18 protein-coding genes are annotated in these 18,286 nt (G+C 63.9%); 10 read left to right on the top strand and 8 right to left on the bottom strand.

The genetic code is table 11. The features are described 5' to 3' along the window. Nucleotides 1-67 precede the first annotated feature (67 nt). The 3 genes from BHQ40_RS09655 to BHQ40_RS09645 all read right to left on the bottom strand — a co-directional run bounded on the left by BHQ40_RS09655 (nucleotide 68) and on the right by BHQ40_RS09645 (nucleotide 3,292). A complete protein-coding gene (locus BHQ40_RS09655; RefSeq protein ID WP_070155300.1) occupies nucleotides 68-796 on the bottom strand; it encodes an SPOR domain-containing protein in 729 nt (242 codons plus the stop codon). Next, nucleotides 796-2,523: an arginine--tRNA ligase gene (argS, locus tag BHQ40_RS09650; RefSeq protein WP_070155298.1), complete on the bottom strand. Its 1,728-nt coding sequence runs from the start codon at nucleotides 2,521-2,523 to the stop codon at nucleotides 796-798. The genes BHQ40_RS09655 and argS overlap by 1 nt, the downstream gene beginning before the upstream one ends. Before the next feature lie 127 nt (nucleotides 2,524-2,650). Further along, nucleotides 2,651-3,292: a hypothetical protein gene (locus tag BHQ40_RS09645; protein ID WP_070155296.1), complete on the bottom strand. Its 642-nt coding sequence runs from the start codon at nucleotides 3,290-3,292 to the stop codon at nucleotides 2,651-2,653. A 121-nt stretch (nucleotides 3,293-3,413) separates the two neighbouring features. On the opposite strand from BHQ40_RS09645, the gene ispH reads away from it, so the two are divergent. From ispH to rnhA, 3 genes are read left to right on the top strand one after another with little or no spacing between them, the layout of a single operon-like run. After that, a complete protein-coding gene (gene ispH, locus BHQ40_RS09640; protein ID WP_253183309.1) occupies nucleotides 3,414-4,385 on the top strand; it encodes a 4-hydroxy-3-methylbut-2-enyl diphosphate reductase in 972 nt (323 codons plus the stop codon). Nucleotides 4,386-4,391: 6 nt separating this feature from the next. Further along, entirely contained in the window at nucleotides 4,392-5,354 is a 963-nt protein-coding gene (gene thrB / locus BHQ40_RS09635) for a homoserine kinase (protein ID WP_070155294.1), read from the top strand. Continuing rightward, nucleotides 5,351-5,797, top strand: a complete 447-nt coding sequence (gene rnhA / locus BHQ40_RS09630; protein ID WP_070155292.1) for a ribonuclease HI — start codon at nucleotides 5,351-5,353, stop codon at nucleotides 5,795-5,797. The genes thrB and rnhA overlap by 4 nt, the downstream gene beginning before the upstream one ends. A gap of 75 nt (nucleotides 5,798-5,872) precedes the next feature. On the opposite strand, the gene BHQ40_RS09625 is transcribed toward rnhA, so the two are convergent. From BHQ40_RS09625 to BHQ40_RS09605, 5 genes are all read right to left on the bottom strand, one after another. Beyond that, on the bottom strand, nucleotides 5,873-6,292 hold the full coding sequence (locus tag BHQ40_RS09625) for a hypothetical protein (RefSeq protein ID WP_070155289.1): 420 nt from the start codon (nucleotides 6,290-6,292) through the stop codon (nucleotides 5,873-5,875). A gap of 99 nt (nucleotides 6,293-6,391) precedes the next feature. Beyond that, entirely contained in the window at nucleotides 6,392-8,548 is a 2,157-nt protein-coding gene (locus tag BHQ40_RS09620) for a TonB-dependent receptor domain-containing protein (protein WP_070155287.1), read from the bottom strand. A gap of 380 nt (nucleotides 8,549-8,928) precedes the next feature. Further along, nucleotides 8,929-9,102: a YegP family protein gene (locus BHQ40_RS09615; protein ID WP_070155285.1), complete on the bottom strand. Its 174-nt coding sequence runs from the start codon at nucleotides 9,100-9,102 to the stop codon at nucleotides 8,929-8,931. 59 nt (nucleotides 9,103-9,161) lie between these two features. Continuing rightward, nucleotides 9,162-10,274, bottom strand: coding sequence for an NAD(P)/FAD-dependent oxidoreductase (locus tag BHQ40_RS09610; protein WP_070155283.1), 1,113 nt, complete (start codon nucleotides 10,272-10,274; stop codon nucleotides 9,162-9,164). Further along, complete coding sequence (locus BHQ40_RS09605) at nucleotides 10,271-11,200, bottom strand: alpha/beta fold hydrolase (protein WP_253183308.1); 930 nt, start codon at nucleotides 11,198-11,200, stop codon at nucleotides 10,271-10,273. Before BHQ40_RS09605 ends, BHQ40_RS09610 begins: the two co-directional genes overlap by 4 nt. 50 nt (nucleotides 11,201-11,250) lie before the next feature. Between BHQ40_RS09605 and BHQ40_RS09600 the strand changes: the two genes are divergently transcribed. Genes BHQ40_RS09600 through BHQ40_RS09570 form a run of 7 tightly spaced genes read left to right on the top strand, consistent with a single transcriptional unit; the run spans nucleotide 11,251 to nucleotide 18,286 of the window. Then, the gene (locus BHQ40_RS09600) at nucleotides 11,251-11,724 is read left to right on the top strand and encodes an A24 family peptidase (RefSeq protein ID WP_070155278.1); all 474 of its coding nucleotides are present in this window, start codon (nucleotides 11,251-11,253) and stop codon (nucleotides 11,722-11,724) included. 51 nt (nucleotides 11,725-11,775) lie between these two features. Further along, the gene (gene cpaB / locus BHQ40_RS09595) at nucleotides 11,776-12,750 is read left to right on the top strand and encodes a Flp pilus assembly protein CpaB (protein WP_070155276.1); all 975 of its coding nucleotides are present in this window, start codon (nucleotides 11,776-11,778) and stop codon (nucleotides 12,748-12,750) included. Between the two features lies 1 nt (nucleotide 12,751). Beyond that, nucleotides 12,752-14,269, top strand: a complete 1,518-nt coding sequence (locus BHQ40_RS09590; protein WP_070155274.1) for a type II and III secretion system protein family protein — start codon at nucleotides 12,752-12,754, stop codon at nucleotides 14,267-14,269. Between the two features lie 13 nt (nucleotides 14,270-14,282). Then, on the top strand, nucleotides 14,283-14,933 hold the full coding sequence (locus tag BHQ40_RS09585; RefSeq protein ID WP_070155272.1) for a CpaD family pilus assembly protein: 651 nt from the start codon (nucleotides 14,283-14,285) through the stop codon (nucleotides 14,931-14,933). A 2-nt stretch (nucleotides 14,934-14,935) separates the two neighbouring features. Then, complete coding sequence (locus BHQ40_RS09580) at nucleotides 14,936-16,219, top strand: CpaE/TadZ family protein (RefSeq protein WP_070155270.1); 1,284 nt, start codon at nucleotides 14,936-14,938, stop codon at nucleotides 16,217-16,219. A 57-nt stretch (nucleotides 16,220-16,276) separates the two neighbouring features. Further along, complete coding sequence (locus BHQ40_RS09575; protein ID WP_070155268.1) at nucleotides 16,277-17,275, top strand: type II secretion system F family protein; 999 nt, start codon at nucleotides 16,277-16,279, stop codon at nucleotides 17,273-17,275. A gap of 18 nt (nucleotides 17,276-17,293) precedes the next feature. Beyond that, nucleotides 17,294-18,286: a type II secretion system F family protein gene (locus BHQ40_RS09570; protein ID WP_070155266.1), complete on the top strand. Its 993-nt coding sequence runs from the start codon at nucleotides 17,294-17,296 to the stop codon at nucleotides 18,284-18,286.

The raw sequence follows: 18,286 nt of genomic DNA, 5'->3' as shown, positions 1-18,286 counted from the left end.
AGCGAGGCAATGGATGTATCCACCGCTCCCCATCCCAATCGTCCATTCGGTATCGACTACGCCACGATCAGCGCACGACGATGCAGCTTTCGCCCGCCACCTTCAGCTTGCCGCACAGGGTATTGGCCTCCGCGACGCTCGGCGCGCTGGCGCGCAGACGGTAGAATGTGCCGCTTCCCACCGTCGCCTTCTCGATCGAGGTGCCCAGCGGGGCCAGATAGGCGAACCGCTTGGACAGCCGGCTCCACGCATCCTTCGCCACCGCTTCGCTGCCATAAGCGCCAAGCTGGATCATCGCCGCGCCCGATGGCGTCGCGGCGGAGGGCGTAGCGGGCTTCCCCTGCGCATTCGTGGCGTTGACCACCGGGGCGCTGAACTTGGCCGCAGGCTTCGATCCCGGCTTTGTCGTGTCCACGGGCGCAGCGCCGCCGCTGACGGGCACTTCCGGAATACGCGACGGATCGATGCGGCTACCGCGATCTTCGCCTTCGCTGACCGGGAAGCTGGCGTCGCCCTCTCCCTGGAACGCCTTGGCGTCGGCTTCCTTGGCGGCGACCTTGTAATCGCCCTTGGGCGCGGCGATCAGCGCGCCTTCGCCGCCGGAAGACGCCTCCCTGTTCTTCACATACCAGATGCCGAACACCACGGCCCCGACAAAGGCGAGGCCGGCAATGATGAAGGTCAGCAATTTTAGCGTCGAAATGCCGTCATCGGCGCCATCGTCGTCGGCGGGTTCAAGCCACGGCAGGCGGTCATCGTCATCCAGATCGAGACCGTCCCGCACATAGTCACCCATCATTGCATCTCCGTAAGCGCCGCCACGCCCATCAGCGCCAGCCCGTTGCGGATAATCTGCCCGATTCCCCTGCTCAAGAACAGTCTCGCGGATGTGGCGGCAGGATCGCCGGTGACGATCACACGGCGTTCGGGCCGGTCATTGCCGAGATTCCACCATGCGTGAAAATCCGCTGCCAAATCATTGAGATAGAATGCAATTCTATGTGGCTCGCGGGCCTGCGCGGCCCCCTCCACCACCCGTGGGAACTGGGCTGCGCGCTTGACCAGCTCCAGCTCCTCTGTCCCAAGTTGGGACATATCGGGGTCAGGCAGGACAATCCCGGCCTCCTCCGCCCGCCGCTGCAGCGAGGCGATGCGCGCATGGGCGTATTGGACGTAGAAAACCGGATTATCCTTCGACGCCTCGACCACCTTGGCGAAGTCGAAATCCATCTGCGCGTCGGCCTTGCGGGTCAGCATGGTGAAGCGAACGACATCCTTGCCGACTTCCCGCACGACGTCGGCCAGCGTGACGAAATTGCCCGCCCGCTTCGACATCTTCACCGGCTCGCCGTCCCGCAGCAGGCGGACCATCTGGATCAGCTTCACGTCGAAGCGCGTCTTGCCCTCCGTCAGCGCAGCCACCGCCGCCTGGATGCGCTTCACGGTGCCAGCATGGTCCGCGCCCCATATGTCGATCAACTGGTCGGCAAGCTGCGCCTTCTGGAAATGATAGGCGAGGTCCGCGCCGAAATAGGTCCAGGCGCCGTTCGATTTGCGAATCGGCCGGTCCTGATCGTCGCCGAATTTCGTCGACCGGAACAGCGGCAACTCGACAGGCTCCCAGTCCTCCGGCGTCTCACCCTTGGGCGCTTCGAGCACGCCGTCATAGATCAGGTCCCGTTCGCGCAGCCATGCCTCGGCCGCCTCCGGCTTACCCGCCGCCTGCAATTCCGCCTCTGACGAGAACAGGTCGTGGTGGATGCCGAGCAGCGCGAGGTCCGCGCGGATCATCTCCATCATCGCATCGACGGCGAAGGCGCGGAAGGTCGCGAGCCACTCGCTTTCCGGCGCACCGACGAAACGGTTGCCGTATTCTTTCGCCAGCGCCTGCCCAACCGGAACCAGATAATCGCCGGGATACAGACCCTCCGGGATCTCGCCGACATCCTCGCCCAACGCCTCGCGATAGCGCAGATGCGCGGACCGGGCGAGGACATCCACCTGCCCGCCCGCATCGTTGATATAATATTCCCGCGTGACCCGGTGCCCGGCATATTCCAACAGCGTCGCCAGCGCATCGCCCACTACGGCCCCCCGGCAATGGCCCATATGCATGGGGCCGGTGGGGTTGGCGGAGACATATTCGACATTGACGCACAGGCCCTTGCCCATGTCGGACCGGCCATAATCCGCGCCATCGGCATGGATCGCCGCCAGTTCCGCCCGCCAGGTATCATCCGTCAGCCGCAGGTTGATGAAACCGGGACCGGCAATGCCCGCCTCCGAGACTTCCGCCAGCGCGCCAAGTCCGGCGACGATCTTCTCCGCCAGGGCGCGGGGATTGGTTCCTGCAGGCTTTGCCAGCACCATTGCGGCGTTCGTCGCGAGATCGCCATGGCTGGGATCGCGCGGCGGCTCCACCGTCACGGCCTTGCGGTCAAGTCCGGCGGGCAGATCCCCTGCCTCGACCAGCGCGTCGAGGACGGTATCGAGATAGGTCGCGAAACGCGCGTAAAGGGTCACGGCAAATCCTAAGTCTATCGAAATTCAGCTATGCGGAGCCGACCAAGTCGATGCCCCTTACGCGCTCTTTAGCGAAAGCGCAGCTTTTCGATAGGCTCGGCGGTACGGATGCTCAAGGCTCAGCGCGTCATCGGGTGACGTTATATTTGAACTGATCCTGGGTAAGATTGAAGCCGATCAGCAGTTCGAAGGTCGTGCGCGCCAGCGCCGCCTTGACGTCAGGCTGCGACAGCGGGTCCAGCGCAGCGTCTGCGTCGCCCGCCTTGCGCTTGCTCGTGATTCGCTTCTGAATGTCGGCGGGAAGGGTCGCCACATCCTTGTCGACATAGGAACCGGCCTTGGCGCTCGCGGAGGCGCGATATTCGCCGGGCGCGAAGTTCAGCGTGACCTGCCCGACCCGCTTCGACACCACCGCGTTGCCGCCGCGCACGATCGTCGAGAAATAAGGCAGGGTAACCTGCCGCGCGGCGGTCGCGTCGCGGCGGCGCGCCTGCACATCGAAGGTCGCTTCCGTGTAAAGCTGCGCGCCGTCGGCGCAGGTCGATTTCAGGTTGGTGACGGTGGCCACCACATCGATGGCGGAAGCGTCGCGGCTTGACGCCGGATCGAACAGGGTGACGTCGCCCGTATAGGCCGGGATCGCCGCCACCGGGCATGCGGAGCGCACCGCCACGATGCCGCCGGTCGCGTCAATCTCGCCACGGCGCGAGCATGCGGACAGGGCGAGAAGGGAAAGACCGGCGAAGGTCAACGACTTGGCAAGGTTCACGGGCAATCCCTCGATATGGTCCCTGGATCGGACATCCGGGCTTCTTATCCATCCCCCATGAAGCGCGCAACCGAAAGGAAGCCGCTTTCATCGGGCGCGCCCTTCGCCTAAAGCCCAAAGCATGACAGACGCCGACATGACACAAGACGGGCGCAAGCTGCCTTTGCTGCTGCTGATCGCCGCGCCGCGCGGTTTTTGCGCCGGGGTGGACCGCGCCATCATCATCGTCGAGCGGGCGATCGAGAAATATGGCGCGCCGGTCTATGTCCGGCATGAAATCGTCCATAACAAATATGTCGTCGACCAGTTGAAGGCGAAGGGCGCGATCTTCGTCGAGGAACTGGATCAGGTGCCGGACGGCGTGCATGTGGTCTTTTCCGCGCATGGCGTGCCCAAGGCCGTCCCGGCCAAGGCCGAGGAGCGCGGCCTTTCCTATCTGGACGCCACCTGTCCGCTGGTGTCGAAGGTCCACCGTCAGGCCGAGCGGCAGGTCGAGGCCGGGCGGCACATCATCTTCATTGGGCATAAGGGCCACCCGGAAGTCATCGGCACGTTCGGCCAGGTGCCGGAAGGCACGATGACGCTGATCGAGACCGTCGCGGATGCCGAAGCGTTCACGCCCGCCGACCCGGAAAATCTGTCCTTCCTGACGCAGACGACCCTTTCGGTGGACGACACCGCCGCCGTCGTCGCGACGCTGAAGCGCCGCTTTCCGGCCATCACGGCGCCCAAGGGCGAGGATATCTGCTACGCGACGTCGAACCGGCAAAATTCCGTGAAGGCGATCGCCTCGTCCTGCGACGCGGTCTATGTGATCGGCGCGCCGAACAGCTCCAACTCGCTCCGGCTGGTCGAGGTGGCCGAGCGCGAGGGCACGCCCGCCCGCCTGATCGAACGGGCGGACGATATTGATTTCGACTGGCTGAAGGGCGTGGCGACGCTGGGCATCACCGCAGGCGCATCCGCGCCGGAAATATTGGTGCGCGAGGTCGTCGACCGCCTGGCAGAGCGTTTCGAGATAGAGGAACGGCAGGTGGAAACCGCGCAGGAGCGCATGGCGTTCAAACTGCCCCGCGGCCTCGAAGCGGCCTGAACCTCAATGGCGGTCTATACGCATGTTCCCGCGGAGGAGATCGACGCCTTCCTCACCCGCTATGACGCTGGCCGGCTTGTGTCCGCCAAGGGCATCGCAGAGGGCGTGGAGAACAGCAATTACCTGCTGGAAACGACCAACGGCCGCTACATATTGACCCTGTACGAGAAGCGGGTGGATGAGGCGGACCTGCCCTTCTTCATCGATCTGCTCGACCATCTGGGCGAGCGCGGATGCCTTGTACCGCGCTTCATTCCCGACCGGACGGGCAAAAGGCTGCAGCAGCTTTCCGGCCGCCCCGCCTGCCTTATCGAGTTCCTGACCGGCATTTCGGTGACGGAGCCGACGCCCGCGCAGGCAAAGGCGGCCGGCGCGGCGCTCGGCCAGATGCACCGCGCGGCGGAAGGCTTCTCCGGCCAGCGCCGCAACGCGCTCGACCTGCCCGGCTGGCATGACCTTGCCGGGAAATGCGGCGATCATTTCGACGAGATTGCGCCGGGCCTTGGCGACCGTGTGGCGCAGGAACTTGCATGGCTGGATGCGCACTGGCCTTCCGATCTGCCCCGCGCCGTCATCCATGCCGATCTTTTCCCCGACAATGTGCTGATGCTGGGCGATCAGGTCACGGGCCTGATAGACTTTTATTTCAGTTGCACCGACATCCGCGCTTATGACCTCGCCGTCACGCAGAGCGCCTGGTGCTTCTCGAATGACGGGTCGGCATGGCATGCGGACCGGGCGGCCGCGCTTGTCCAGGGCTATGTGGAGAGCTTTGGCCTGTCCGACGCGGAACGGCGCGGATTCCAGGCGCTGTGCCGTGGCGCCGCGCTGCGCTTCCTGCTGACCCGCGCCTATGACTGGATCAACACGCCCGCCGATGCGCTGGTGACGCGCAAGGACCCCCTCGCCTTCCTCCGCCGCCTCGATTTCTACGCAAGCGCCAGCCCTGCCGAACTGCTTGGCGCATGAGCGAACTCACCACGGTCGAAATCTTCACCGATGGAGCGTGCAAGGGCAATCCCGGCCCCGGCGGCTGGGGCGCGGTGATCCGGGCGGGCAGGAATGAGAAGGAAATCTCCGGCGGCGAAGCGCTGACCACCAACAACCGCATGGAGATGATGGCGGCGCTGGAGGCGCTGAACGCCCTGAAACGTCCCTGTCATGTCATCCTGTCCACCGACAGCAAATATGTGATGGACGGCATCACCAAATGGGTGTTCGGCTGGCAGAAAAATGGCTGGAAAACGGCGGACAAGAAGCCGGTCAAGAACGCCGAACTGTGGCAGGCGCTGGTCGAAGCCACGCGCCGCCACCGCATCGAGTGGAAATGGGTGAAGGGCCATTCCGGCCACCCGGAAAATGAGCGCGCGGACCAGTTGGCCTGCGCCGCGGCGGAAAGTTTCCGGGGTTAGGTTTCCGCCGCATGTAGAAACGCATGCTCCTGCGAAAAGCAGGAGCACGCCGGCGTTTCAGGCTGATCACTGTCCTCAGCGGCCTGAGGACAGATCGATCATCGGAACGGACACGCATTTATAGTCGGTTTTCCGGTACATATTATGCGCCGGAACACTGACCTCGGAGGAGAGGATCAGCGTGCGCCTGTCCATCTCCTCGCCCATTGATACAGGCCCGGTCGTCGGGTCCTGCAGATCCACTTCGGTCTTTTCGGTCAGGACCAGGCTGGTTTCGCTGACCCTGGCGAGGCTGTAGGGCGCTTCGCCCTCGCGCTGATATCGCATGCCCGCCACATCTATGTTGAGACGCCGCACCTCGCCCGCGACACTGGTGCAGATATAGCCCGTCCCCTTGTCCATCGGCGGCAGACGGGGCTGGGCATGGGAGGGTGCGGCAAGGGAGGCTGCGCCAAGGGAGAACGCCGCCAACATCGAGATGCCTTGCGCCTTCATACCCTTCGCCCCTGCCGCCGGATGTTCGCTTCATTCCCACCCTATCGCGATTCGGGGCGGGGATGAAGTTGCTGAAACGGCGGCAGGGATAAGGACCCCTTAGAAATCCACCGTCGCCGATATCCAGAGGCGGCGCGGCTCCTGAAGATTGGCATATTCGGAGGCATAGGCCGTCGCCGTGGGGCTGCTCGCATAAGGCAGATAACCCACGAAATCGGTGTCGAAGATATTATAGACCGCCGCGCCCAGCCGGAAATTGTCGGTTAGCTGATAATTGGCGCCCAGGTGGAACAGTTCATACCCTTTGAAACTGCCCAGCGCGTTTTGCGCAGCGCCCGCGCCGCGATAACGCTTCGACCGTATCTCCGCGCGCACCCAGGTCGCGAGCCGATCGTTCAGTTTCCAGCGCAGATTGCCGTTCAACATATGCTTGGGCGTGTTGACCAGCGGCTCGCCCGCTTCCGCCCCGCTCTTTTGCTCACTTTCCGTGTAGGTATAGTTCAGTCCCAGCGACAGGGCCTCCGTGAACTGGAACTTCACTGCCGCCTCGCCGCCCCGCGTTACCGCATTGTCGACATTGACGGTCTGGCCGAAATTCTCCGCGCGCGGGAAATTGCCCAGGTTGAGGCAGCCCGGCAGGTTGGGGGCCACGGACCAGGTGCAGTTGGGTATCGGCGTACCCGCCGCGATCTTGTCCTTAAACTTGTTGTTGAAGATGGTGACGTTGCCCGACACGATGCCGCCATCGTCATAATAAAGGCCCAGCTCCATCGACGTGCTGGTTTCCGGCTTCAGGCCGGGCGTGCCGATCTGGGGAATAGTGCCCTGCCCGCCGAAACCGACGATGCCGGGCGCGATCTGGTCAAGCCTTGGCGTCTTGAAACCGCGGCTGACGCCGCCCTTCACCGTCACTGCGTCAGTGACGTTCCATACCGCATAGGCGCGGGGCGAGAATTTGCCGCCAAAGGTCTCATGATCGTCATAGCGGCCGCCAAGCGTCAGGGTGAAGCGGTCCACGATGCTCCAGGCGGCTTCGGCGAACAGCGCCCACTGGACAAATTCATATTTGTCGACGGCGACCGCGTCGATCATCTCCGCCTTCCAATATTGGCCCCCGACCGTTGCGTTCACGGGGCCGAGCGGGATCACGGCGCGCGTATCCGCGATGCTGTTCGTCGCCTTCAGGGTGCGCGGATCGCCCGCGACCTTCCCCGGCGTGCCCGGCGGAATGGTCCGGCCGAACGTCTCGGTGATGTTGCGGGTCAATGTGGTGTCGATCTGCGCGAAGCCGGCGCGCCAGCTATGGGCCAGCACATAATTGTCGCGATTGAACTTCATCTCCGGGCCGTATCCACCCGCCACCGTCCCGGTGCCGAGCTGGGATTCCGAATTGTCGTACCACTGGCGGTTGACGTCCGCCTCGAACCAGATGTCATGGTCGGGATGCGGCGTCAGGGTGAGGCGGCCGCCCAGCGTGTAGATTTCCGATTCCACCGGGCTTGGGCCGCGCGTGCTGACCTCAACCGGATTTCCATTGGCGTCGGTGTAGGACAGGCCCGACGCCTCGCGCTTGAAATAGCTGCCCCGTACCGCAAGGCCCAGCAGGTCGGGAATGACAGGCCCGTGCAGATAGGCGTTGGTGGAATACATGTTCCCGAAATCGCCATCTTCCTGCAACGTGCCTTCGGCAGTCACCGTTCCGGCCCAGCGCTTGCCGACCTTGCGGGTGATCAGGTTAATGACGCCGCCCATCGCGTCCGACCCGTAGAGCGTCGACATCGGCCCGCGCACCACCTCTATCCGCTCGATCGCGGAAAATGGCGGGAGGAAGCTGGTCGATGTTTCGCCAAAGCCGTTGGGCGTGACATTGCCCGGCGCATTCTGCCGCCTGCCGTCGACCAGGATCAGCGTATAGTCGCTCGGCATGCCGCGGATCGAGATGTTGAGGCCGCCGGTCTTGCCCGCCGTCTGGCCGACATCAATGCCCTCCACATTGCTCAATGCTTCGGCGAGGCTGCCAAAGCGCCGCTCCTGCAATTCCTCGCGGCTGATGACGCTGATGCTGGCGGGCGCGTCGACGATCTTCTGCTCGAACCCTGCGGCGGTCACCACGATCTCGTCTCCGGAAGCGCCCGCGTCCGCTGCCGCATCAGGCTGGATCGCCGTTTGGGCGAACACGCCACCGCTCATCGCGAGACAAAGGGCAAGCGTCGCCGTGCGCCGGAAAAGGCGCACGGAAGAAGTTCCGTAGGTCATGAATTTCCCCGCTAATGATAATGCTTATCAAACTCTGAGCGCGAGTTGCGCGGGGTGGTATGCGGCGTCAATCAAAAGCGCGCTCGTTAAGGCAAGCGCAATAAATTGTTACATTTCAAAAGAATGTGAGCATTGTCTGGCAATGCCTGTAACAGTCCCGGAACAATCGTTACGGAAACATCATGCCGTTGGATGGGGCGCTTGCCCTGCTCGGCCGGGGCTTGGTCCCGCGCAGGAGACTATAGGGCATTTCCCACCAGTCAGTCAGACCCAGCCGCGGCCTATCAGGCCGGACGACAGGCGTACGGATTCTCCGAGCGTGCAGATGACGCCCGAATATTTTGCAATGCTGGCGGAAGCATATCCCCCTGGCGGGGCCTTCAGTCTTCTTCGACGGGCGCGCCCGGCCCGTTTTTCAGGATCGATTCGATGGCGTTCTTGGCGGAGGCTTTGCTGCTGTACCCTTCGGTCCAGAAGATCACTTCGCTATTATATTTGAACTTGGCGACGAACTCTCCCGCCTTGTTCTTTTCGATCACGAACTTGTGCGCCATGGTCTACCCTCCGAACGTGGTAAACATAGGTTAACCCGCGATTTTGATTAAGGCCAGCCTCATTCGAACCTGCCGGGGTCAAAAAGCGCGGCGTCAATCCCCGCCACGGCGGGATCGGGCGCGGCGCCCATGATGAGCGCGGCGGCAAGCTTGGCGGCGGCGGGGGCCGTCTGAATGCCGAAGCCCCCCTGCCCCGCAAACCAGAAGAAGCCCCGCGCCAGCGGATCAAAGCCATAGACCGGCAACCGGTCGGGCGCGAAGCTGCGCAGGCCCGCCCATTTCCGTTCGACCGCCGCGATGCGCCAGTCGACAGCGCTCTGTAAGCGTTCGATCGCCTCGGCCACCGCCAGTTCCTCCGGCGCGGCGTCGCATGGATCGGAGGGGGCTTCGTCATGCGGGCTGAGCCAGATCCTGCCAGCGCCATCCGGCTTGAAGTAGAATTGCCCTTCCAGGTCCATGATCACCGGCAAATCGGCGGACGGCGCAGGATCGACGCGCAATTGCACGACGGTCCGGCGAAAGGGCGTTATGCCGACCGGGGCCACGCCGCAACTGCGCGCCACCACGTCCGCCCACGCTCCGGCCGCATTGATCAGGATGCCGCAATGGATTGCGCCGTTGCCGGTTTCCAGAAGCCAGCCATCGCCCGACCGCTGCGCGGACAGCAAGGCGGCATTGGTCAGGATTTTCCCGCCGGACCGGCGCAATTTCCCAAGATAGGCCTGATGCAGCCCCGCGGCGTCGATGTCGGCACAGCTTGGCTCCTCGACCCCGATGATCCAGTCATGCCGCAGGCCCTTTATCCGGTCTCTCAGCGCATCGGCATCGAGCGGCTTCAACCCCACGCTGCGCCCGAACGTGTCGAGCAATGCGTCGCGCGCCGGAACGCTCTCCGCCCTTCCGATATGGATGGCTCCGCGCGGACCAAGGAAAGGGCGATCGGACAGGTCCGCGTCGGGCCTCAGCATCAGCGGGCCGGATGCGGTCGTCAGCGGCTGCACCGCAGGCCCGCCATAGCTTTCCTCCCAGAAAGCGACGGACCGGCCAGTGGCGTGATAGCCCGGCTGCTCCTCCATCTCCAGAAGGAGGACGGACGCCGAACCCGCCAGCTCCGCGCCAAGGCTTGCGCCCGCCATGCCTGCGCCAACAATCACAATGTCAAAAGATGTCATGCCGCGGGCGCCCGCTCATCCAGAAAGCTGTCGATCCGCTCAAAGGCGTCAAGCCGTACGCCATCGGCCTCGCGCAATATCTCATGCGCCGCTTCCGGGCCATAGGTATGAAGCCGCACATCCGGCAAGCGCGCCGCCACCCTGTTGATGGCGGCGGGCGACACCAGGCGGTCCGCACTGGCGGCGAGAATCAATGTCGGCACGCGCATCTTTTCAACCGCCGGAGACCGCTCCAGCGCCCGCGTCGACCGGTAGGCTTCGCCGATCCACCCCCAGCTTGGTGCGCCCAATGCTATGTCGGGCGTGTTTTCGCGCCACCACAGATCATCGGCGAACCGTTCTGCACTGTGCGTCAGCCGCGCCGCGCGGAAGGGCGAATAGGGATTGTCCTTCCAGGCCGCCCGGCCCGACAGGCCCGCCCCGCCAATCGCCTGCGCAATCCAGGGCGCCACGCTTTCCGGGATCGGCGCGCTTTTCAGGCCCAGCATCGGCGCGGTCAGCACGGCGGCATCCGGCTTGATCGCGCCTTCCACCATGGCGCGCAGGGCGAGGTGCCCGCCCATGCTGTGCGCGACGATGACATTGGGTCCCCGGCTGTCGCATGATGCGCGATATATCGCCTCCAGATCGCCGACCAGCGCGCCGAAGTCGGTCATATGGCCGAGCAGAGGATCGCCGGTCATCCGGCCGGAGCCGCCCTGCCCGCGCCAGTCGAACGTCGTGACCCGCCAGCCCCGCTCCGCCCAGTGCGCCACAGGCTCCAGATACTTCTCTATCATGTCGCCCCGCCCGCCGACGACAAGCATGCGCCCGCGCGCGCCGCTCCCCATGCGGAAACGCCGCAGCGGCCAACCATCGGGGGCGAGCCAGGTGTCCAGTGTGCCGCCGGCAGGCCAGGCGCGGCGATCGAAAGCAGAAAGGTCCATCAGGGGCATGGTTACGTTTTAGTAAGGCATGGGGTCTACACCCTTTATCCATGACGGGGGAATATTTGCGAATGGTCCTGCTTGGGGCGCTGGCATGCATGCTGGTCGCCGCCGCAGTCACTGACCTGCGCTGCCGGATCATCTCCAACCGCCTGAACCTGGCCATCGCCCTGCTGGCCCCTGCCTATTGGTGGGCGTGCGGCATCAACTTCTGGCCTGATGCGGGCATCCAACTGGCGCTTGGCCTTGGCGTCTTTGCGCTGTTCGCCAGCCTTTTCGCCCTGGGCATGATGGGCGGCGGCGACGTGAAGATGCTCGCCGCGCTCGCCCTCTGGTTCCCGTGGCAGGCGCTGCTGACCCTTTTGGTGCTGATGGCGCTGATCGGCGGCGTCGTGACAGTGGTCACGGTCATCCACCATCGCGTCAGCCACCGGCTGGGCCAACCCGAAGTTCCCTATGGCGTGGCCATATCGCTGGCCGCCCTTTGGCTGGTTGGCGAACGATATATTAACCATTTTGTATGATGAGGGCGGGATCGGGAAAGTCGAACCCGCGTCAAGGAGGCGAATTTCGTCATGGATGCTAAGAGAGTAGCGCTGCTGGTAGGAGCCCTGGTCATCGCAATCGCGACGGCCCTTATCGCCCGCAACATGTTCAGCGCATCGGGTTCGCCGCTGGTCAACGCCGCGGCCATGCCGGATGGCCCAGACACGCCCCATGTGCTTGTCGCCGTAAAGGCGCTGCCGGTGGGCACCATCGTCGATGCCGAAAGCTTCCGCTTCCAGCCTTGGCCGAAGGATCTGGTCGAGGAAGCCTATTATCTTCAGGGCAAGGTCAACCCGCAGTCGCTCGCCGGCAGCGTGATCCGCAACCCGATCACCACGGGACAGCCGCTGACGCAGGGCGCGCTGATCAATCCGGGCGATCGCGGCTTCCTTGCCGCCGCGCTTGGCGCCGGCATGCGCGCCATCACCGTCCCGGTGAACGCGCAAAGCTCCGTCTCCGGCTTCATCTTTCCGGGCGATCGCGTCGACATGGTGCTGACCCAGTCCGTGGTCGGCGGCGGCGACGGCGAACCGCTGAAGGTTTCCGAAACGATCGTGCGCAATGTCCGCGTCCTGGCGACGGACCAGCGCACCGACGTCCTTGGCCCTGACGGCAAGCCGCAGGTCCAGGCGTTCACCAACGTCACGCTGGAAGTGACGCCGAAGATTGCCGAGAAGGTTGCCGTTGCGCAGACCGTGGGCGCGCTTTCGCTGTCGCTCCGCTCGCTCGCCGACAATGCGTCAGAGCTGGACGCGGCGATCGCCAGCGAGGGCGGCGATCTGCCCGATGGCAGCGACCCGGCCGCCGAAAAGAAGGCGCTGGCTTCGCTCTCCGCGCGGCCGCTGGACAAGAAATCGACCTATGTCACGGGTGCCGACGTGTCGCGCTATCAGCGCAGCACCGTCCCCGCCACGAAGGTTGAAGGTGCGCCCGTAATCGTGGGACCGATGGTCCGCGTCGCTCGCGGCACCAATGTTACCGAAGTTCCTCTGGGGGGGAAATAACATGACGCTGGCCAATATCATGGCGCGCCGGATGCCCGCTGGGCGCCGCCTCGCCTCTGCCGCCGCCCTTGCGCTGGTCATCGGCGCTGGCATGGTCCCGGCAAACGCCCTGCAGGCGGCGCCTGGGTCCGCCAGCACGGACAATGCGCTGGAACTGTCGGTCGGCGACAGCCGGGTGATCAATCTTTCGACGAGCATGTCGGACGTCATCGTTGGCAACCCCAATGTGGCGGACGTCCATGTCCGGTCGCAGAAGCAGCTCTACATCATTGCCAAGACGCCCGGCGAGACGACCGTCTTTGCCACCGCGCCCAACGGCAAGATCCTGTATTCCGGCAAGATCCGGGTCGGCAACAACCTGACCAACATCGACCAGATGCTGAAGATGGCGATGCCGGAAGCCGACATTCAGACCGCGACGATGAACGGCATGGTCCTGCTGACCGGCACGATCAAGGCCCCTGAGGACGCCGCAGAGGCGGAGCGTCTGGTCCAGGCCTTCGTCGGCAAGGAAGTCACCGTCGTCAGCCGCATGCGCACCGCGACGCCGCTGCAGGTCAACCTGCAGGTGAAGATCGCGGAAGTGAACCGCAATCTGCTGCATAAGGTGGGCATGAATATTTCGGGCCTTGGCAGCGGCCAGGGAAGTTTCAGCGGTGTCGTCAGCCGCCGGAGCAGGGATTTCGTCACACGCGGAACGGGGCCTAACGGCACGACCTATACGTTCAATCAGCCTGCAGATGGCTCGACCACGTTGGGCTTTGTCGCCGACATGTTTGGCATGGACGTGGCGGGCGCGCTTGATCTGGCCGAGACGTCCGGCCTCGCGACGCTTCTCGCGCAGCCCAATCTGACCTCGCTTTCCGGCGAAACCGCGGGTTTCCTTGCGGGCGGCGAATATCCCTATCAGGTAACGAACGGCACGCTGGGCAACAGCATCGAGTTCAAGCAGTACGGTGTGCAGTTGTCCTTCACGCCGACCGTGCTTTCGGATGGACGCATCTCCATGCGTGTCCGCCCGACCGTGTCCTCGCTGGATTTCTCCATCAACTCGTCCATTCCGGCGCTCAAGACCCGCAGCGCGGAAACGACGGTTGAGCTGGGATCTGGTCAGGCGTTCATGATTGCTGGCCTGCTCACCAGCGATACCGGCAACAATATCGATAAGGTGCCGGGTCTGGGCAACATCCCTGTCCTGGGCAGCTTGTTCAAATCGCGCAGCTTCCAGCGCAACGAGACCGAACTGGTGATCGTGGTCACGCCATATCTGGTGAAACCCATGAACGCGGGCGATGTTCGCCTGCCCACCGATGGTTTCCGCACCGCGACCGAAGCGCAGGGCTTTTTCAATCAGCAAAGCTCTGACGGCGTGAGCGGCGACAAACGGCCGGAACCAACGCTGGCTCCTTCCGCGCCGGGTCCGGTCGCGCGCAACAATGCGCCCGCCGCGCCAGCCATTCAGGATCGCCGCAAACCGACCAAGTCCGCCGATGCAGCCGCACCCGGCTTCAGCTTCTGATGGGATCAAGGACATGATGCACAAGATCGTTCACCTGGCCTGCCCCGCCGCTCTCGCGCTGGCTCTCTCGGCCTGCTCCACGGACATGGCGACCTATAACCGCGGTCTGACCTCGGTTCATCAGCCCGTTGTCAGCCACACCAGCTACGTCTTTGACGTCAACGCCGCGGGCGGTGAATTGACCGTCGCGGAGCGTCAGCGGCTGGAAGGCTGGCTGGACTCGATCGGCGCCAGCTATGGCGACACGGTCGCGATCGCCACGGAAAGCGGCTATTTCAGCAAGGGCGTCCGGAACGGCATCGCCGCCATCGTCGAGCGCCGCAGCCTGCTGCTTCAGGAAGACAATACGGCGCAGGCCGGCCGCGCTCTGGAAGGCTCCGTCCGCCTGATCGTGCGCCGCGCCAAAGCCGAAGTGCCTGGTTGCCCCGACTGGTCAATCAAGGATGAGAGCACCGGCATGACGGAAGTGTCGTCCAACTACGGGTGCGCTGTGAATTCCAACATCGCCGCCATGGTCGCCAATCCCAATGATCTGGTCCTTGGCCAGGGCGGTTCGAGCGACCTGAGAACGGCCACGTCCAACAAGGCGATCCAGGTCTATCGCGAGAAGATCCCGACCGGCTCTGGCGGCTTGATCGAAGTCTCGGCCAAGGGGGGTAACTGATCATGAACGCACCCTGGAAACCCGCCGGCAACGCGCTGCGTGATCCGTTTCAGGCTTTCGTCTGCGACGAGCACAGCTTTGACGTGGTGCGCAGCATCGCCATCGAAATGGGCTGGCCGCCGGAAAAAGTGAACAAGGGCGGCCTGCGCAATGCGGTGCAGTCCCTGTCCGTCAGCACCAGCCCGCAGATCCTGTTCGTCGACATGTCGGAAAGCGGCGATCCGCTGAACGACATCAATGGCCTCGCGGAAGTCTGCGAACCCGGCACCGTCGTCATTGCGGCGGGCCAGGTGAATGATGTCCGCCTGTATCGCGATCTGGTCGCCAGCGGCATTCAGGACTATCTGCTGAAGCCCTTCGGCCCCGATCAGCTTCGCGACGCCGTGGCGCAGGCGCAGGCCGTGTTCCTTGCCCCGCGCACCGACGCGGGCGCAGAGCGCGCCCACCTGGCGGTTGCGGTCATCGGCACGCGCGGCGGCGCAGGCGCATCCACCATTGCGACTTCGCTGTCATGGATGCTCAGCGACAAGGCCAAGCGACTGACCGCCCTGCTGGACCTGGACGTCCATTTCGGCACCGGCGCGCTGGCGATGGATCTGGAGCCGGGCCGCGGCCTGACCGACGCCATCGACAATCCCAGCCGCATCGACGGCCTGTTCATCGAGCGCGCCATGGTGCGCGCCAGCGACAAGCTGGCCATCCTGTCGGCGGAAGCGCCGATCAGCCAGCCGATGATGACGGACGGCGGCGCTTTCTATCAGTTGCAGGAGGAATTCCGCAGCGCGTTTGAATGCAGCGTCCTCGACCTGCCCCGCGCCATGCTGATCCAGCATCCGCACCTGATGAATGAGGTGAATGTCGCGATCGTGGTGACGGAGCTTACCCTTGCGGCGGCGCGCGATTCCATCCGCATCTTGTCCTGGCTGAAAAGCAACACGCCCCAGACCCGCGTTCTGGTGGTGGCGAACCGGGTGCATGCCAATGCGCTGGAAATCAGCCGCAAGGATTTCGAACAGTCGATCGAACGCAAGGTCGATATCCTGATCCCGTTCGACACGCGGATCGCCTCGCAGGCGGCGAAGCTGGGCAAGACGTTCGCGGAAGTCGCCAAGGGCAGCAAGGTTGGCATCGCCTGCACCGCGCTGATGACCGAGGTGCAGGGCGCTGTCGAGGAAAGCGACGGAGCGGCCAAGCCCGGCAAGGGCGGCGGCTCTCTGCTGGGCAAGTTCGACCTGAAGGCCATGATGCCCAAGGGCAAAGGCGCCAAGAAGGTCGCTGCAGAGTGATTGAATAGGCAGCGCCCCGGCTGACGGGGCGCTGCGGATAATGGGACGAGCCGTCAGATGAACATGAACCTTATCCTGCTGGCTGGCTTGCTGACGACGATGGTGGCGCTCGTCTTTTTCGCCTTTGCCGGTCCGTCGGCGGACAAGGCCAGCACGCGGCGTCTCGCCCTGATCCGCGGACGCCACACGGATTCGGCCGAAGCGATGATGGAAGCGCGCATGCGCAAGGCCATCTCGACCCGCCAGACCGGGAATGAGATGAAGCTTCTCGTTTCCCTGATCCCCAACCCGGAAAATCTTGCCAAGCGCATCCGCATGACCGGCAAGAAATGGACGCTGGCGCAGTATATGACTGTGTGCGCCTTCCTGTGCCTGGGCATCATAGCCCTGCTGGTTCTTCGCGGCTTTTCTCCGCTGACCGCCATTCTGCTTGGCGTGGCGGGCGGCCTGGGCATCCCGCACAAGGTGATCAGCAGCATGATCGCCAAGCGGATCGCTCAATTCACCGCCAAATTCCCCGACGCGCTCGAACTGCTCGTGCGCGGCTTGCGGTCCGGCCTTCCCATCACGGAAACGCTCGGCGTCGTCGCGACGGAAGTCCCCGGCCCTGTCGGCGAGGAATTTCGTCTGGTGACGGAGCGGATCAAGATCGGCAAGACCATGGATCAGGCCCTGATCGAAACCGCCGAGCGGCTGGGCACTGCCGAAATCCAGTTCTTCGTCATCACCCTCGCCATTCAGCGGGAGACTGGCGGCAACCTCGCCGAAACGCTCTCGAACCTCGCCACCGTGCTGCGCCAGCGTGCGCAGATGAAGCTGAAGATCAAGGCGATGTCGTCGGAATCCAAGGCTTCCGCCTATATCATCGGCGTCCTTCCCTTCGTCGTGTTCGGCCTGATCTGCTGGATCAACTACGGCTATATGGAACCCTTTTTCACGCCGGACCCGGAACGCATCTTCGGCCTGGGCCTGATGCAGATGATCGGCCTGGGGGGACTGTGCTGGATGAGCATCGGCGCCTTCATCATGGCCCAGATGATCAACTTCGAGATTTGAGCGGGAGAGCCTGAAATCATGCAAGCCGTCCCGCAAACCGGAGCCAAGCTTTTCGGCCTCACTTCGTCCGACATCGGCACGCTGATGGCGGCGGCGGCGATGTTCGCCGTGCTCGTCGCGCTCTATGCGGCCACGACGGTCCGCAACCCGATGGCGCGCCGCGTCAAGGCGCTGACCGAGCGGCGCGAACAGTTGAAGGCCGGCATCACCGCCTCCACGGCCAAGCGCCGCGCGAAACTGGTTCAGAAGAACCAGACGACAGATCAGATGCGGTCTTTCCTCAGCAGCCTCAAGGTGCTGCAGGACGACCAGTTGAAGGCTGCGCAGATCAAGCTTTCCCAGGCCGGCATCCGGTCAAAGGACTGGGCTGTCGCGGTCATCTTCGGACGCATGATCATGCCGATCGTCATCGGCGGCGGCGCTGCGCTGTATCTCTATGCGCTTGGCGGCGCGCCCGAATGGGGTCCGCTCAAGCGCTTCGGCTGCTTCGCGGTCCTGCTGCTCCTCTCCTACAAGGCGCCCGACCTTTTCATCGACAACAAGGTTTCGAAGCGCTCCGCCGCGATCCGCAAGGGCCTGCCGGATGCGCTGGACCTTCTGGTGATCTGCGCCGAAGCCGGTCTGACCGTCGACGCCGCATTCAACCGCGTGGCGCGTGAACTGGGCCGCGCCTATCCTGAACTGGGTGACGAGTTTCAGCTCACCGCCATCGAACTCAGCTTCCTGACTGAGCGGCGCATGGCGTTCGAGAATCTCGCGACCCGCGTGAAGCTGGATGCGGTGCGCGGCGTGGTGACGACCATGATCCAGACGGAAAAATATGGCACGCCCCTCGCCTCCGCCCTGCGCGTCCTTTCGGCAGAGTTCCGTAACGAACGCATGATGCGGGCCGAAGAAAAGGCCGCGCGCCTGCCCGCGATCATGACCGTGCCGTTGATCCTTTTCATTCTGCCGGTGCTTTTCGTGGTCATTCTCGGCCCGGCGGCCTGCTCGATCAGCAAGGCTTTCTGA

Origin of the sequence: Sphingobium phenoxybenzoativorans (assembly GCF_001757355.1) — a bacterium.
GTDB lineage: Bacteria > Pseudomonadota > Alphaproteobacteria > Sphingomonadales > Sphingomonadaceae > Sphingobium > Sphingobium phenoxybenzoativorans.
The sequence above is the reverse complement of the archived record's forward strand: the minus strand, read 5'-3'. Positions and strand labels throughout refer to the sequence as shown.

Coding starts and splice junctions, on each gene's coding strand:
- BHQ40_RS09655 (WP_070155300.1), bottom strand. CDS start 796: ATGGGTGACTATGTGCGGGACGGTCTCGATCTGGATGACGATGACCGC.
- ispH (WP_253183309.1), top strand. CDS start 3,414: ATGACAGACGCCGACATGACACAAGACGGGCGCAAGCTGCCTTTGCTG.
- thrB (WP_070155294.1), top strand. CDS start 4,392: ATGGCGGTCTATACGCATGTTCCCGCGGAGGAGATCGACGCCTTCCTC.
- rnhA (WP_070155292.1), top strand. CDS start 5,351: ATGAGCGAACTCACCACGGTCGAAATCTTCACCGATGGAGCGTGCAAG.
- BHQ40_RS09625 (WP_070155289.1), bottom strand. CDS start 6,292: ATGAAGGCGCAAGGCATCTCGATGTTGGCGGCGTTCTCCCTTGGCGCA.
- BHQ40_RS09620 (WP_070155287.1), bottom strand. CDS start 8,548: ATGACCTACGGAACTTCTTCCGTGCGCCTTTTCCGGCGCACGGCGACG.
- BHQ40_RS09615 (WP_070155285.1), bottom strand. CDS start 9,102: ATGGCGCACAAGTTCGTGATCGAAAAGAACAAGGCGGGAGAGTTCGTC.
- BHQ40_RS09610 (WP_070155283.1), bottom strand. CDS start 10,274: ATGACATCTTTTGACATTGTGATTGTTGGCGCAGGCATGGCGGGCGCA.
- BHQ40_RS09605 (WP_253183308.1), bottom strand. CDS start 11,200: ATGGACCTTTCTGCTTTCGATCGCCGCGCCTGGCCTGCCGGCGGCACA.
- BHQ40_RS09600 (WP_070155278.1), top strand. CDS start 11,251: ATGACGGGGGAATATTTGCGAATGGTCCTGCTTGGGGCGCTGGCATGC.
- cpaB (WP_070155276.1), top strand. CDS start 11,776: ATGGATGCTAAGAGAGTAGCGCTGCTGGTAGGAGCCCTGGTCATCGCA.
- BHQ40_RS09590 (WP_070155274.1), top strand. CDS start 12,752: ATGACGCTGGCCAATATCATGGCGCGCCGGATGCCCGCTGGGCGCCGC.
- BHQ40_RS09585 (WP_070155272.1), top strand. CDS start 14,283: ATGATGCACAAGATCGTTCACCTGGCCTGCCCCGCCGCTCTCGCGCTG.
- BHQ40_RS09580 (WP_070155270.1), top strand. CDS start 14,936: ATGAACGCACCCTGGAAACCCGCCGGCAACGCGCTGCGTGATCCGTTT.
- BHQ40_RS09575 (WP_070155268.1), top strand. CDS start 16,277: ATGAACATGAACCTTATCCTGCTGGCTGGCTTGCTGACGACGATGGTG.
- BHQ40_RS09570 (WP_070155266.1), top strand. CDS start 17,294: ATGCAAGCCGTCCCGCAAACCGGAGCCAAGCTTTTCGGCCTCACTTCG.